The following is a 13760-nucleotide window of genomic DNA, read 5'->3' on the forward strand; positions in this document are numbered from 1 at the left end:
GCAGCTAAATTGCATATCCGGTATTAGCATCCGTTTCCGAATGTTATCCCGGTCTTACAGGCAGGTTGCCTACGTGTTACTCACCCGTCCGCCGCTAACCTTACCCGAAGGCAAGATCCGCTCGACTTGCATGTATTAGGCACGCCGCCAGCGTTCGTCCTGAGCCAGGATCAAACTCTCCATAAAAGTGGTCCGAAGACCGTTTATGAATTTGCTTGTTAGCTCATTCAAAAAACTAGCTTGCGAAACGTTAATTTCGCGATTTATGACCATTTGACTGGTCGCTCATTGTTCAGTTTTCAAAGAACAAATACTTCATGTTTTTCTCACTCATTCGCCCATGTCTCAGCGGCGACTTGATTAATATATCATAGCCCACAACCACATTGCAACCCTTTTTTTAAACTTTTTTCAATTTCTATTTAGAAACCTGTCTCCCTCGAATATCCTCATAAGAAAACCGCCAAGGCGGCTAACTCCCTTGGCGGTTCTATAGGAATGGATTATTCGCCTGCACGCTCACGCATAAGCGGGAACAAAAGTACGTCTCTAATAGAAGGTGCATCTGTCAGCAACATAACGAGGCGGTCAATTCCGATACCAAGTCCGCCTGTAGGCGGCATACCGTATTCCAGCGCACGGATGAAATCCTCATCCATTTCATGCGCTTCGTCATTGCCTTGCTCTTTCTCAAGAAGCTGCGACTCGAAACGCTGACGCTGGTCAATCGGATCATTCAGCTCGGTAAAGGCATTTGCATGCTCACGCGCCACGATAAACAGCTCGAAACGATCCGTGAAACGTGGATCGAGATCGTTCTTCTTCGCAAGCGGAGAGATGGCAACCGGGTGGCCGGTTACGAATGTAGGCTGAATCAACGTATGCTCACAGAACTCCTCGAAGAAAGCGTTAAGGATATGACCGAACGTCATATGCGGCTCAACCTTCACATTATGAGTTTTTGCGTGTGCATGCGCTTCTTCGTCTGTCATTTGCTGGCCGAAGTCGACACCTGTCACTTCTTTGACCAGATCAACCATCGACACACGACGCCATGCCGGCGTCAGATCCACTTCAGTCCCTTGATACATGATTTTCGTAGTACCAAGCACTTCTTGCGCGATATGTGCAATAACCGCCTCGGTTAGAGCCATAATATCCTTATAATCGGCATATGCCTCATACAGCTCGATCATTGTGAATTCAGGGTTATGACGTGTCGAAATGCCTTCGTTCCGATAAACGCGGCCGATTTCGTACACTTTCTCCATGCCGCCGACAATTAGACGCTTCAAATGAAGCTCAATTGCGATACGCATGTAAAGCTGCATGTCGAGCGCATTGTGGTGGGTAATGAACGGACGAGCCGCAGCCCCGCCAGCAATGGAATGCAGTGTTGGTGTTTCCACTTCCAGGTAGCCCTGCGCATCCAGGTAACGACGCATGGATTGAATAATACGGGAGCGCAAGATAAACGTTTGCTGTACTTCCGGGTTTACGATCAGATCTACATAACGCTGGCGGTAACGAAGCTCAACGTCTTTGAGGCCGTGATATTTCTCCGGAAGCGGCAGCAGCGATTTGGACAGCACCGTGATTTCTTTCGCTTTAATAGAGGTTTCGCCCGTGTTTGTTTTGAAGACAACACCGCGAACGCCAATAATGTCGCCAAGATCCAGAAGATCGAACGCTTGATACTGCGCTTCCTCAACGGTATCTTTACGCGCGTAAATTTGGATTTTGCCGCTTAAATCTTGAATATGAGCAAAGCTGGCTTTACCCATTCCGCGTTTCTGCATGATTCGGCCTGCAACTGTAACCTCAACAGCCTGCGCTTCGAGATCTTCCTTGCTTACCTCTTCATACGTATCTACGATGTTCTTAGCATGATGAGTCCGTTCAAACTTGCCGCCGAAAGGGTCAATGCCCAAACCGCGGAGCTCGTCCAGCTTGTCTCTGCGAATTTGCAGAAGCTCGCTTAATTCTTGTTCTTGCGTTCCTTGCTCCACCACGATTCATCTCCTTGTTGTACCAGAAAGGCAGGACGGTACAGCCGCTGCCCTATATGCCTAACCTATGAGAGCAGATTCCTGCTCCACAATGATGAAAAAAGCTTCCTCAAGGAAGCTTTCTCAAAAGGCATGCCTGGTTTATTTTTTAATATCAACGATTTTATATTGAATGATGCCGGCTGGTACGCTTACTTCTACGATCGTGCCTTTGTTCTTGCCAAGAATAGCTTTACCAACCGGGCTTTCATTAGAAATTTTATTCTTAAGCGGATCGGACTCTGCGGTACCGACGATCGCATATTCCATCGTATCACCGAATTCCAAATCTTCAACCGTTACAATGGAGCCAATGCTCACGGTGTCGATATTGATTTCATCGTTATTGATAATACGGGCGTTACGAAGCATTTTCTCAAGTGTGATAACCCGTCCTTCGATAAACGCCTGTTCATTCTTAGCGTCCTCATACTCCGAGTTTTCACTGATATCGCCATAGCCGATAGCCACTTTGATCCGTTCAGCAACTTCACGACGTTTGACGGACTTCAAGTTTTCCAATTCATCTTCCAACTTCTTAAGCCCGTCTTGTGTAAGGATAATCTCTTTATCACTCATGTTACAATTCTCCTGTCGTGTGGCATTTTTTCATACCGTGTATGAATCACTGTTACTTAATATATTACGCATCATGCCCTTGATGACACCGCGCAGGAATGAGAATTACCAGTCATAAACCAGGCGGACGGTTTGTTATTGGAAGATTATATTTCAACTTCCCCTATATGTCAACGAAAGCCAACCAGCAAATGTAATCGCTTAACTCCACGAAACGCAAAGGCGCTCGCTTACGAGCTCCTTTGCGCTGGGATTAGTGATATACGGCTTCTTCCGCCGAAGTGGAAGGTGTGATCGATGCTGTCGGCTCTTCACTCAGCTCGCCCAATGACTCGACATACTGGCCTAAAATTTGCACCATGTTGTCACGCGTCGTTTCTTCCATGATGACGTCTTTGACACGTGCCGCCCCAGGAATCCCTTTGAGATACCATGCCAAATGCTTGCGCATCTCGCGAACGGCTGTCGATTCGCCTTTCAGCTTAACAAGACGATCCATATGCAAAATAGCGACGTCCAGCTTCTCGCGCGGCGTTGGATCCGGGAGCAGTTCTCCCGTCTGGAGATATTGGATCGTCCGATACAGCATCCACGGATTACCGAGTGCTCCGCGGCCGATCATGACACCGTCACAGCCGGTGTGATCAAGCAATCTGCGTGCGTCCTCCGGTGAGAACACATCGCCATTCCCAATAACGGGAATGGATACGGATTGCTTAACATCCTTTATAATATCCCAATTGGCCTTACCGGTATACAATTGCTCCCTTGTACGGCCGTGAACGCTGACTGCTTTGCCGCCCGCACGCTCGACTGCTTGCGCATTCTCAACGGCAAACACATGCTCGCTATCCCAGCCGATCCGCATTTTTACCGTGACCGGTTTATCGACAGCGTCGACAACAGCCGACACCATTTCATAGATTTTGTTAGGGTCGAGCAGCCATCTGGCCCCTGCGTCGCATTTTGTGACTTTAGGCACAGGGCAACCCATATTAATGTCGATAATATCCGCGTTCGTTTGTTTGTCGACGACTTTGGCTGCCTCCACTAACGACTCGCGGTCGCCACCGAAAATTTGCAGGCTAAGCGGCTTCTCGCGTTCATCTACATACAGCATTTCCAGAGTGCGCTTGTTGCCGTGCAGGATGGCCTTGTCGCTAACCATTTCGGCGCAAACCAGACCCGTGCCGAATTCTTTGGCTATCAGTCGAAAAGCCGGGTTGCACACACCTGCCATCGGTGCCAGCACGACTTGATTCTTCATCTCGATGTTTCCGATTTTAAGCATGGACGCCCAGACTCCCTTCCGAGTTAAAAACAATAATCAAACCAGCGGTATTGCTCATTTAAAGTCGGCAGTCAGTTCGCTGTAGCTGATACCGAGTGTATCCGAAATTCGCTCCAGCAGCTTAGGATCCGGTTTGCGCGTTCCCCGCTCAAGCGATCCCAAAACAGCAACAGAAACACTAAGCTTGGCAGCCAGCTCCTGCTGCGTATAGCCCTTTAGCTTTCGGAATGCGCGGACGCGCCCGGCCAATTGATCGTATTCCATAGCGCGATTCCTTCCCCTCTGTCTTGTAACGCTTGCTTTGCGATTGCTTTCACTTGCTTCTGCAGCGAATGCTCCTCATGAAGTACATCACTGAGAGGGACTAATACAAACGCACGCTCCATCATACGTGGGTGCGGCAGTGTAAGCTCCTCATCCGCAAGCGTAACACCTTCATATAAAAGTAAATCCAAATCGATGGTCCGCGGCCCCCAGCGGATATCACGCTTTCTCCCAAGCTGCAGTTCCATCGCAAGCATGGCATGCAAAAGATCATAGGGTGCAAGCGAGGTTCGCAATGCGGCAGCCATATTGAGAAAAGCCGGCTGATCGGTATACCCGACCGGATCGGTTTCATAAAGTGCCGATGCGCGAACAACCGTTATGGCAGGGTGGCTGTCCAGCAAATGAAGTGCGTCCTGAAGCTGCTTCTGTCGATCTCCGACGTTAGCGCCAAGTGCAATATAAGCATCTGCCCCATCGGCTTGTGCGGTGAGATTCAGATCATTATGGCCTTGCGGGCTGTTGGGTTCCATAGTCATCCCGCTTTCTGCAAAGTTCCACCGTCACGCCGTCGAAAAAGATTTCAAATGGCGGGTTCGGCTTCGTTACGGACACCGTCACTTCATTTACACTAGTATAAGCGTCGAGGACGGCCGATGCAACGTGACCGGCCAGCGCTTCAATTAGTTTAAACGGCGGTCCTTCTACAATAGTCTTCACGCGAGCATGAATTTCGGCATAGTTAATCGTATGTTCAAGGTTATCGGTTCGGGCAGCCTCCGATAAGTCCATCTGAAGCGACAGATCCACATAAAATTGCTGGCCGAGTCTGTTTTCCTCCGGAAATACGCCGTGGTAACCGAAGAACCGCATGCCTTTCAGCGTCATTTTGTCCATATTTCATTCCCCATTCTTCGACAAATTTCTTCCTATATCGACTTCGCGCCTAGATATACAATGGCATCGCTCATTAAGGCGGTCTGCTTATTCTCGCGAATATCATGTACACGGACAATCTGACAGCCCTGCATAATGCCGCAAGCTGTCGTAGCCGCTGTTCCAAACGTAATCTCATTCGAATTCAACTGAAGCGCTTCGCGGATAAACTTCTTACGAGAGGTGCCAAGCAGCACGGGGTAACCTTCAGCCACCAATTGATCAAGCTTGCCCATAAGCGCGAGATTATCCTCATAGGTCTTAGCAAAACCAATCCCCGGGTCGAGCCATATCGCATCTTTCGATACGCCTGCATTCAGAGCTATTGTGATACTTTCGCGCAAATCAGCTACGACGTCAACGACCAAATCGGAATAGTCTCTTGCTTGCCGATTATGACTAATGATGACGGGACAGCGTCGCGCTGCTGCAACTTCGGCCATCCGTGCGTCACCTTTAAGTCCCCATATGTCGTTGATGATGTGGGCACCTGCTTGCAATGCCTGATCCGCTGTCTCCGCTTTATAAGTATCAATAGAAAGCGGAATGCCAGGCAGTGCAGCTCGAATCGCTCGGATAACGGGGATGACCCGCTTCAGCTCTTCCTCTAGCGGAACAGGCTCGAAGCCCGGGCGCGTCGATTCCCCGCCTATATCGATGATATCCGCTCCGTCAGCGACCATTTGCTTGGCATGGCGAACGGCGGCTTCCACTTCGTTGTAACGTCCACCATCAGAGAAGGAGTCCGGCGTCATATTCAAAATGCCCATGATGAGCGTACGTGTTCCAAGTTTAAGTTGCACATCACCGGGAAGTACATAGCTTCGCTCAAAAGGCCATTGTTTCACTTTATCTTCTGTTATGCATGCTTTCATGATTTGGTATCCTCCCGATAGGCAGCCAGCAGCTTATGTGTAATCGAGCCGATTCCGCCGTTTCCGACCTCTGTGCGGCACCCTTCTTCATCCCTTAAGACAGATACAGGTACAAGCTCTTGAATCGAGTTGGTTACCCATACCTCCTCCGCTTCAAGCAACTCCGTCCAGGTGTAAAATCCTTCTTCGACAGCTACTCCAGCTTCCCGAGCCAGCTCCATTACGCGTTGGCGCGTAATCCCCGGGAGAATACCTGTCTCAATGGCAGGCGTGAATACCTTGCCTGCTCGGGCAAAGAACAAATTACTGACGATGCCTTCGGACAGCCAGCCTTCCCGCGTCAGCATCAGCCCTTCTGCTCCCGGCGCAGCACCGGCAGTCGCCGCCAGTTCCCGCTTTGCAATAATATTATTCATATAATGCAGCGATTTCAAACGCACTTCGCCTTCCGGCGTATTCCTCCGGGTCCGCAGCATTGCAAGCTCGCGGCCATCCCGATAGAGCGCTTCGTTAGGGGCAGGCAATGCTTTGACGAGCAGCAGCACATTCGGCTCATCATAATCGCCCGCCGGAAGACCGAGCACGCCTTCGCCTGCGGTAACTGTCAGCCGAACATACGCCTCATCTAGCTCATTAGCCGCCATCAGGTCGCGAAGCCAGCTTCGGAGTTCATCCGGATCCAGCTTGCACCTGATGCCAAGTGACTCGCATCCGGCCGACAATCGCTCCAAGTGTCGATCCAGCAAATACGGCTTACCGCCTTCATACGTGCGAAAAGTCTCGAAAAGACCCATTCCATACAAAAAACCGTGATCGTATACCGAGATCACGGCCTCTTCCTGTAGCTTGATGCTGCCATTCCATCCAATCTTCATCGTACCGCGCCTGCCCGCATGTTCAGGAAATTACGAAGCAGCTTCAGTCCGTTCTCGGTGATGATCGACTCCGGATGGAATTGAACGCCTTCAATGAGATACTCCTTGTGACGCAATCCCATGATCTCGCCTTCTTCTGTTTCCGCGCTGATTTCCAGACAATCCGGAAGTGTTTCTTTCTTCACGATCAAGGAATGATAACGCGTTGCCGTATACGGGGAAGGAATGCCTTCGAATATCGTGCGGCCGTCATGATGAATCTGCGAGGTTTTGCCGTGCATCAGCTTCTCTGCACGAACAACATCGCCTCCGAAAGCTTGTCCGATCGCTTGATGGCCAAGACATACGCCGAATATCGGAATGATGCCTTTGAAACGTTCAATGAGAGCAAGGCTGATACCCGCTTCGTTCGGACTGCATGGTCCCGGCGAAATCAGAATATGATCCGGTGCAAGGGCCGCAATGTCCTCCAGCCCGATCTCATCATTGCGTTTCACGACAATCTCCTCGCCCAGCTCTCCCAAATACTGAACCAAATTGTACGTAAATGAGTCGTAGTTATCGATGACCAATATCATTTGCGTTTCCCCCTTTGGATTACAGCCGCGCGCGGCTTGCTTCTGCCCATTGCTCGCTGTACTCGATCGCCTTCCACAGTGCCTTGGCCTTGCTCAGTGATTCGCGGTATTCACGTTCCGGATCGGAATCGATGACGATTCCGGCTCCGGCTTGAATGTGGACGACTTCATCCTTCACCGACATCGTTCTTATAATAATATTAAATTCCATATCTCCGTTGTAGTCAATCCATCCGAGCGATCCCGTGTAGGGCCCGCGCCGTGTAGGCTCCAGCTCTTCGATGATTTCCATCGTACGGATCTTAGGTGCACCTGTAATGGTGCCGCCCGGGAATGTCGCTCCAATGACATCATAAGCATCCTTGCCCGGGGCAATCCGGCCTTCAACTTGGGAGACCAAATGCATGACATGGCTGTAATATTCGATTACCATGAGCTCCGCTACATGAACGGAGCCATAGGCCGATATGCGACCGAGATCATTGCGCTCCAGATCGACGAGCATGATATGCTCCGCCCGTTCTTTTTCGTTGCTTCGAAGTTCTTCCGCCATTAGGCGGTCTTCCTCTTCTGTACGTCCGCGCCGGCGTGTCCCCGCAATGGGGCGCGTAGCCAGCTTGCCATCCGAGAGTTCGACCAGCAGCTCCGGTGAAGCTGAGACGAGTTGGAAGTCCGGACAATTCAGGAATCCCATATAAGGCGAAGGGTTGAACAGTCTCAGCCATTCGTAGAGCTCTTCCGGGCTCGACTGAATCGAACGGCTTTGACGCTGGGAGAGATTCACCTGGAACACATCACCTGCCGCGATATAGCTCCGAATCCGCTCCACTGCCGCTTTGAAGGCTTCCTTGGCAAATGGAGACGTAATCCCCTCGACCGAATCCAAGTCAATTTGAAGGGAACCGTCCTCCATAAAGCGAGTGCGTGCGCTTCGAAGCGCTTCTGCCGCTGCAGCTGCTTCTCCCCGGGCAAAATCAGACCATTGTTCGGCCATATGGGCTACACGATTGGAGGCTGCTCCATACAAGGCTTCGAGCTGCTGCATGGATTCCTGCCCCGTAAGAGCGGTATGTACGGCGCAGTAAAGCTGCTCCTCTTGATGATCCACGATCCACAGCTCGTCCATCCGCATAAACAAATAATCAGGCAAATCGAGATCATCTGCAGCCTGTACGGGAAGACGCTCGATCGAGCGAATCACATCATAGCTCCAGAACCCTGCACAGCCGCCCGTCCACTTAGGCGCTCCCGGAACCCGAGGTGCCTTACGGCCGCCCATCCAGCTGCGCACCGCTTCGAGCGGCTTCTCCTGATAGGCTGTGACACGACCATCAGCATGATCGATCGCCTCTGCTTCCATTCCTTTACCTCGGATGACAGACGCAGGGTTAAGGCCAAGGTACGTATAACGGCCATCCTTGCCGCTCTCTAGCACGAAGGCGTGCGGCGATGCCGTCTTCCACGCAGCCTCCCAAGAAGCCGGTCGCCCTTCCCCGCTGCTCAGCGGGCGTTTCGTAAGCAATGGCAGCGAAGTATAACCTTCTTCGCGCCAGTTCAACCAATCCTTAAAGGCTGTACGTTCCATATCGCAGCCCCTCACTTCCTATCCGTTCGAAAGAGCCATGTCAGCATTGGCACGCTCTCTTTGTTTGCAAGCTAGTATACCGAAATTGTGGGAAAAAGAAAAGACGGTTCGTTATCCATTTGCCTTGTTCCGAGCTATCTGCGTTCCGAATCGAAATTCACCTTCACTGTTGTCTGAACCTTCAGCTGCGGATACATTGCATACCATGCTTCAGCTTTCCAATGCCGATCCTGAGATCTTGCTACTTCCCCTAGGCCGATCGGATCGATATCGCTTCGCTGAAATTGCCCAATCAGCTTGCTTATCTGATTCTCGATAGCCAATTCGGCTTTCCTTTTCAATTGTTCAATTTCACTCGGTGAAGGCTTTTCAAGCGGGCTTGTGTTATTGGGAATCAGATTCGCGTGGATCTTGATTCGTATCTTCATTAACTGGCTGGATGCCGCCCAAACATATTTAACGCCGGAATGCTCGATTTGCATGCGAAGCGACTTGTCTTGTTCATCGTCGTCATAGTAGCCATTGACTACCGACTGCTGCAGCAAGGAGAACAGGAGCATGTTACGATAGCCTTTCAAGGATAAGACGAACCGGTCGTCTTTAAACAAGGCAATCCCGACCAGCTGAGCATGCGAGCTTTCATCCTTGCGTATAAGTGGCAGATACGGATCTTGACCTTTGCTTGCATGCTGCCGGACGAAGGTCAACAAATTGGTAGACGGAATGACGCCTTGGTTCTCATTCTTAGCCAGGAGATTGTTTATGCTGGTTCCTGGGTCAACATCCTTCATAGGCATATTGAGAAGACTTGAAGGCGAAGTCTCCGTCACAGTCAGCGATAAATTCCCGGGCAAATTCAACCTGCTTGCATAATAGGTTAATAAACGTCCGAAAACGCCTTGCTTCGCCAGTCCTTGATCAATAAGGAGTACCTGTGTCTTCTCATCAACAAACTTGCCTCCGGTCTTGAGGGCGGCCAGATTGCGTGTCTCAATGGTAGAACTTCCTTGCGTGCGAACAACCCGGCTTTCCACCTCTTCTTTCTTATAGAGCGGTATCAAATAAGTGGCAGCGATTTGATCCTTTTCCTCCTCATTCGCCTCATAAGCAATCGCGTAAACAATGTTTAATTTCTCCAGCAACTCGCCTTGGCACCCGGGAAGCAGCAGAATCATCAAGAGCGTCATACCGATCAGTCCTTTACGCGGCATGGTCACTAGCTCCCTTCTTTGACCGAAATCGCTTTTCCGGAACCTTTGTTTTTACGGCTGAGCAGCCCATATAGAGGGATATAGACGACTACCATAAACACCGTCAAGAGCGGCTGCCAATTTTCTAATAGCTGCGTATACCTCAAAAGCCAGAGGGTCATCGCCGTTGCCAGAAAAAACAGTGCACCTAAGCACAGATGAACCATTTCCGGCCATTTGCATAGGACCGTCTTCCGCAGCAAAGATGAAACGATCCAGAGCAGCAAAGACAGAATAGGAAGCAGACGAAACAGCTGAAAGCTCACTCCCGCTTGATCGATGCTCTCGAAGAACGGAAAGGACATGATTTTGTACAGATCAACGGTCGTTACGATGTTCGCAGACACAATTTCAATGCCAAACACACCAAGCAACAACCACAATGCCAGGAGCGTAAACGCACTATGCACGCCAATTGCCGCCCATAAAGCGTAACGTATTGAGGAAGCCTTCAGACCAGTTGTATAGAGCTTGAGAAACACGAGCAACTCAATCCCGCTAAACAAAGCGGTTCCGCTTCCCGCTGCCCCTCCCAGCCGCTGCGGCTGTCCGCTCCAAAGAGGTAAAATAGATCGCGTTTCAAAATAAGGAAGCGACCCCAGGATGATCAGCACATATTCCAGCACGCGCGCACAAAGAGCGACGAAGAAGAGCCCCGCGAAGACGCGGATACCGCCTTTAGCCGCCACAACCGCACAGATCATGAAGAGCACGATCACCCAGTAGGACTGGAAGTTAGGCGTCTGATAGTGGTCAAGAAGGAGAACCATTTGATTAAGCATGATGCCTCCCACCAGAAGCAAAGCCGCAAAAAACAGAATCAGCAGCGCAATGCCAGTCGGTTTGCCAAACGCGGCTAGATGGCTCGCAACGAAATCTTTGTTATCGCTCCCGGTCAGCGCCTGTCCTAAAGGCATACAAAAAATGCCGATGGCGATGGCGATCGCAAGCATATACATAAAGCCCGAAGTACCTACAAAACCGGAGATTTTGCAGGTTGCGATATAATAATTTGCGGCTCCCTGAAGCCCACAAGCCATATAAAAGAACTGCCATGCCGTTATGCGGTCCTGTCCCATTCTTGGTTCACCCCTTCCCCTTTAAATAACGGGATAACGGATGAATACCGAAAAGCGCCAACGGCTTGTCCAACGAACGAACGGCGAATAGCCGGGACAGCAGCAGAAACCAGAACATGCAGATGCCTGGAAGTCCCAGCATAACCGCCAGCATCAAGGACGGTACTTTAAGAAAAAACAACATGCCGCGCAGCTGAACGGATGCCGATGCCAGTGTCAACAAGGATGAAATGGACACCAGGACAAGCATGACATTGCTCACAATGCCCGCTTCCACAGCTGCTGTTCCAAGTACAATCCCTGCTACAATCCCCGCGCTTTGCGATAGCTTGTTTGGAAGACGCGTAACGGCTTCCAGTTGAACGAGGACAAGGATCTCCATAAATAACGCTTCTACGAATGGGGAGAACGGCACACGGTAACGCGAAACCAACAAGGTTTCAATGATCTTACTCGGAAACATCTGAAAGTTGTAGGTGGATACCGCTACATAAAGCGGCGTCAGCATCAAAGCCAGAATAAAGCATGCCACTCGGAGAATCCGAAGGAGCATTACGTAATAGCGGGGTGAAAACAAATCGGAAGCGGTCGTAAACGAATCCTCGAACGAGGTTGGCGCAATCAAGGCTTTACGCGAGCCTTCCATGAGCATAATGACCTTTCCAGACTCCAACGCATGCGCCGTACGCAAAGGCAGCTCTGCAAAATCATACGGCGGGAAGAAGGTGCGCGTGCCGTTCGGAAGCAGCATGGCAAAGCTAGATATATCGAGCAGTGCCTTTGGATGATCGATCGAGGCTTGTTCTACTTGGTAGGTTAAACGATCCGCTTCCATGACATTATCGGCCATATAGAGAATGGAGACGGGCAGCTTGCCGAAACCGAGAATGAGATTGCGAACATGAAGCTGCTCGGACACCAGACGTCTGCGAATCAAATTCAAATTCACTTCAAGCGATTCTGTAAAAGCCTCCATTGGCCCGGATTCCGCAAACTCCTCCACCGGTACCTCTATACCCCGATAATTGCTTTTCTTACAAGGGAGATAGAGAACATCCGGATGAGCGACACCGGCCGTTTCGATGGTTACGCTGATATACCCTTGCAGCAAATAATGATGCATATCGGCCCGCGTCTTAATCTCGATATTTTCTATTGGCAGAATCAGTTGCATCTCTTCGCTGGAATGGGGCTTATGGAGTTGGAGCATGGGTAAGAAGCGTTCCCGCATGATTTGCTGGTCCGCCATGGATGAAAGCCACTCGATTCGGTAAGTACGCTCTTGGAGTGCGAGATGATAGGTATTCCAATCGTCGGTCTTAGGGGTCGGCACTGCTGCAACACCTCATTTTCTGCCAAGGATTTGTTTATCTTTTCCTTGTATGGGGTGTTTTATTAAATAAAAAAGGATCCCCTGGAAAGGGGACCCTCTGTGCGCAAGCATAACGCTTACGATTAGTTCTCGAAGTTGAACAGCGGTGTGGACAGGTAACGTTCGCCGTTAGATGGAACAATGGCAACGACACGTTTGCCTTTACCGAGTTCTTTAGCAACCTTCAGCGCTGCGAAGATCGCTGCACCGGAGGAAATACCGCAAAGAATGCCTTCTTCTTTCGCTGCGCGGCGAGCTGTTTCGAAAGCCTCGTCATTCTCAATCGTGATGACTTGGTCGTAAATCTCACGGTTCAGAATTTCAGGGATGAAGTTAGCGCCAATCCCTTGAATTTTGTGGCCGCCAGGGTTACCGCCGGAGAGCAGCGGGGAAGCAGCAGGCTCAACAGCAACTACTTTGATGCCCGGGAAGTTCTTCTTCAGGACTTCGCCTGCACCGGAAATTGTACCGCCAGTACCGATACCCGCAACGAATGCATCCAGTTTGCCGTCAAGCGAGTTGATCGCTTCAACGATCTCAGGACCTGTTGTTTCACGGTGTACTTTCACGTTCGCTTGGTTCTTAAATTGTTGCGGAATGAAGTAAGAAGGATTCTCGGCTTGAAGCTCTTCTGCACGGCGAACTGCTCCGTTCATGCCTTCCGATCCCGGTGTAAGCACAAGCTCGGCACCGTAAGCGCGAAGCAGGTTGCGACGTTCAACGCTCATTGTTTCAGGCATAACAAGAATAGCTTTATAGCCTTTAGCGGCAGCTACCATTGCCAGGCCGATTCCCGTGTTACCGCTTGTTGGTTCTACAATTGTATCACCCGGTTTAAGAATACCTTGCTGTTCAGCCACTTCGATCATGCTGATTGCAATACGATCCTTAACGCTTGCGCCCGGGTTCTGGTATTCGAGCTTCACGTAAATTTCCGCGCTGTCCTCCGGTACCAAACGGTTCAAGCGGACAAGCGGTGTATCCCCAATAAGTTCAGTCACGCTTTGTACAATTCTAGCCATGAATAG

14 protein-coding genes and 1 rRNA gene are annotated in these 13760 nt (G+C 50.4%); all 15 read right to left on the reverse strand.

Going from position 1 to position 13760, the window contains the following annotated elements; translation table 11 throughout:
- Positions 1–186 (reverse strand): 16S ribosomal RNA (locus AC6ESO_RS28270); the annotation flags it as partial.
- A 317-nt stretch (positions 187–503) separates the two neighbouring features.
- Positions 504–2012, reverse strand: a complete 1509-nt coding sequence (gene lysS, locus AC6ESO_RS28275; RefSeq protein WP_177246165.1) for a lysine--tRNA ligase — start codon at positions 2010–2012, stop codon at positions 504–506.
- Between the two features lie 138 nt (positions 2013–2150).
- The gene (greA, locus tag AC6ESO_RS28280) at positions 2151–2627 is read right to left on the reverse strand and encodes a transcription elongation factor GreA (RefSeq protein WP_210664318.1); all 477 of its coding nucleotides are present in this window, start codon (positions 2625–2627) and stop codon (positions 2151–2153) included.
- Positions 2628–2880: 253 nt separating this feature from the next.
- Positions 2881–3918, reverse strand: a complete 1038-nt coding sequence (gene dusB / locus AC6ESO_RS28285; RefSeq protein ID WP_494822152.1) for a tRNA dihydrouridine synthase DusB — start codon at positions 3916–3918, stop codon at positions 2881–2883.
- A 54-nt stretch (positions 3919–3972) separates the two neighbouring features.
- Positions 3973–4182 carry a helix-turn-helix domain-containing protein gene (locus AC6ESO_RS28290; RefSeq protein ID WP_475784586.1) on the reverse strand — a complete coding sequence of 70 codons (210 nt, stop codon included), beginning with the start codon at positions 4180–4182 and terminating at the stop codon, positions 3973–3975.
- The gene (gene folK, locus AC6ESO_RS28295) at positions 4134–4715 is read right to left on the reverse strand and encodes a 2-amino-4-hydroxy-6-hydroxymethyldihydropteridine diphosphokinase (RefSeq protein WP_497094317.1); all 582 of its coding nucleotides are present in this window, start codon (positions 4713–4715) and stop codon (positions 4134–4136) included. Before folK ends, AC6ESO_RS28290 begins: the two co-directional genes overlap by 49 nt.
- Entirely contained in the window at positions 4687–5079 is a 393-nt protein-coding gene (gene folB, locus AC6ESO_RS28300) for a dihydroneopterin aldolase (RefSeq protein ID WP_497094318.1), read from the reverse strand. The genes folK and folB overlap by 29 nt, the downstream gene beginning before the upstream one ends.
- A gap of 32 nt (positions 5080–5111) precedes the next feature.
- Positions 5112–5993, reverse strand: a complete 882-nt coding sequence (gene folP / locus AC6ESO_RS28305; protein ID WP_497094319.1) for a dihydropteroate synthase — start codon at positions 5991–5993, stop codon at positions 5112–5114.
- Positions 5990–6868, reverse strand: coding sequence for an aminodeoxychorismate lyase (pabC, locus tag AC6ESO_RS28310; RefSeq protein ID WP_497094320.1), 879 nt, complete (start codon positions 6866–6868; stop codon positions 5990–5992). The genes folP and pabC overlap by 4 nt, the downstream gene beginning before the upstream one ends.
- The gene (gene pabA, locus AC6ESO_RS28315) at positions 6865–7446 is read right to left on the reverse strand and encodes an aminodeoxychorismate/anthranilate synthase component II (RefSeq protein ID WP_475784590.1); all 582 of its coding nucleotides are present in this window, start codon (positions 7444–7446) and stop codon (positions 6865–6867) included. Before pabA ends, pabC begins: the two co-directional genes overlap by 4 nt.
- 19 nt (positions 7447–7465) lie before the next feature.
- Positions 7466–9031, reverse strand: a complete 1566-nt coding sequence (locus AC6ESO_RS28320; protein ID WP_497094321.1) for an anthranilate synthase component I family protein — start codon at positions 9029–9031, stop codon at positions 7466–7468.
- A 134-nt stretch (positions 9032–9165) separates the two neighbouring features.
- Positions 9166–10242, reverse strand: a complete 1077-nt coding sequence (locus tag AC6ESO_RS28325; protein WP_497094322.1) for a Ger(x)C family spore germination protein — start codon at positions 10240–10242, stop codon at positions 9166–9168.
- A gap of 5 nt (positions 10243–10247) precedes the next feature.
- A complete protein-coding gene (locus AC6ESO_RS28330) occupies positions 10248–11360 on the reverse strand; it encodes a GerAB/ArcD/ProY family transporter (RefSeq protein ID WP_497094323.1) in 1113 nt (370 codons plus the stop codon).
- A gap of 7 nt (positions 11361–11367) precedes the next feature.
- On the reverse strand, positions 11368–12693 hold the full coding sequence (locus AC6ESO_RS28335) for a spore germination protein (protein ID WP_497094324.1): 1326 nt from the start codon (positions 12691–12693) through the stop codon (positions 11368–11370).
- Between the two features lie 122 nt (positions 12694–12815).
- Positions 12816–13754: a cysteine synthase A gene (cysK, locus tag AC6ESO_RS28340; RefSeq protein ID WP_497094325.1), complete on the reverse strand. Its 939-nt coding sequence runs from the start codon at positions 13752–13754 to the stop codon at positions 12816–12818.
- Between the last annotated feature and the right edge of the window lie 6 nt (positions 13755–13760).

This window comes from Paenibacillus rhizoryzae (assembly GCF_059686995.1).

Excerpts from the sequence above, each read along its gene's own strand:
- greA (WP_210664318.1), bottom strand. The coding sequence starts at position 2,627 with ATGAGTGATAAAGAGATTATCCTTACACAAGACGGGCTTAAGAAGTTG.
- dusB (WP_494822152.1), bottom strand. The coding sequence starts at position 3,918 with ATGCTTAAAATCGGAAACATCGAGATGAAGAATCAAGTCGTGCTGGCA.
- AC6ESO_RS28290 (WP_475784586.1), bottom strand. The coding sequence starts at position 4,182 with ATGGAATACGATCAATTGGCCGGGCGCGTCCGCGCATTCCGAAAGCTA.
- folK (WP_497094317.1), bottom strand. The coding sequence starts at position 4,715 with ATGGAACCCAACAGCCCGCAAGGCCATAATGATCTGAATCTCACCGCA.
- folB (WP_497094318.1), bottom strand. The coding sequence starts at position 5,079 with ATGGACAAAATGACGCTGAAAGGCATGCGGTTCTTCGGTTACCACGGC.
- folP (WP_497094319.1), bottom strand. The coding sequence starts at position 5,993 with ATGAAAGCATGCATAACAGAAGATAAAGTGAAACAATGGCCTTTTGAG.
- pabC (WP_497094320.1), bottom strand. The coding sequence starts at position 6,868 with ATGAAGATTGGATGGAATGGCAGCATCAAGCTACAGGAAGAGGCCGTG.
- pabA (WP_475784590.1), bottom strand. The coding sequence starts at position 7,446 with ATGATATTGGTCATCGATAACTACGACTCATTTACGTACAATTTGGTT.
- AC6ESO_RS28320 (WP_497094321.1), bottom strand. The coding sequence starts at position 9,031 with ATGGAACGTACAGCCTTTAAGGATTGGTTGAACTGGCGCGAAGAAGGT.
- AC6ESO_RS28325 (WP_497094322.1), bottom strand. The coding sequence starts at position 10,242 with ATGCCGCGTAAAGGACTGATCGGTATGACGCTCTTGATGATTCTGCTG.
- AC6ESO_RS28330 (WP_497094323.1), bottom strand. The coding sequence starts at position 11,360 with ATGGGACAGGACCGCATAACGGCATGGCAGTTCTTTTATATGGCTTGT.
- cysK (WP_497094325.1), bottom strand. The coding sequence starts at position 13,754 with ATGGCTAGAATTGTACAAAGCGTGACTGAACTTATTGGGGATACACCG.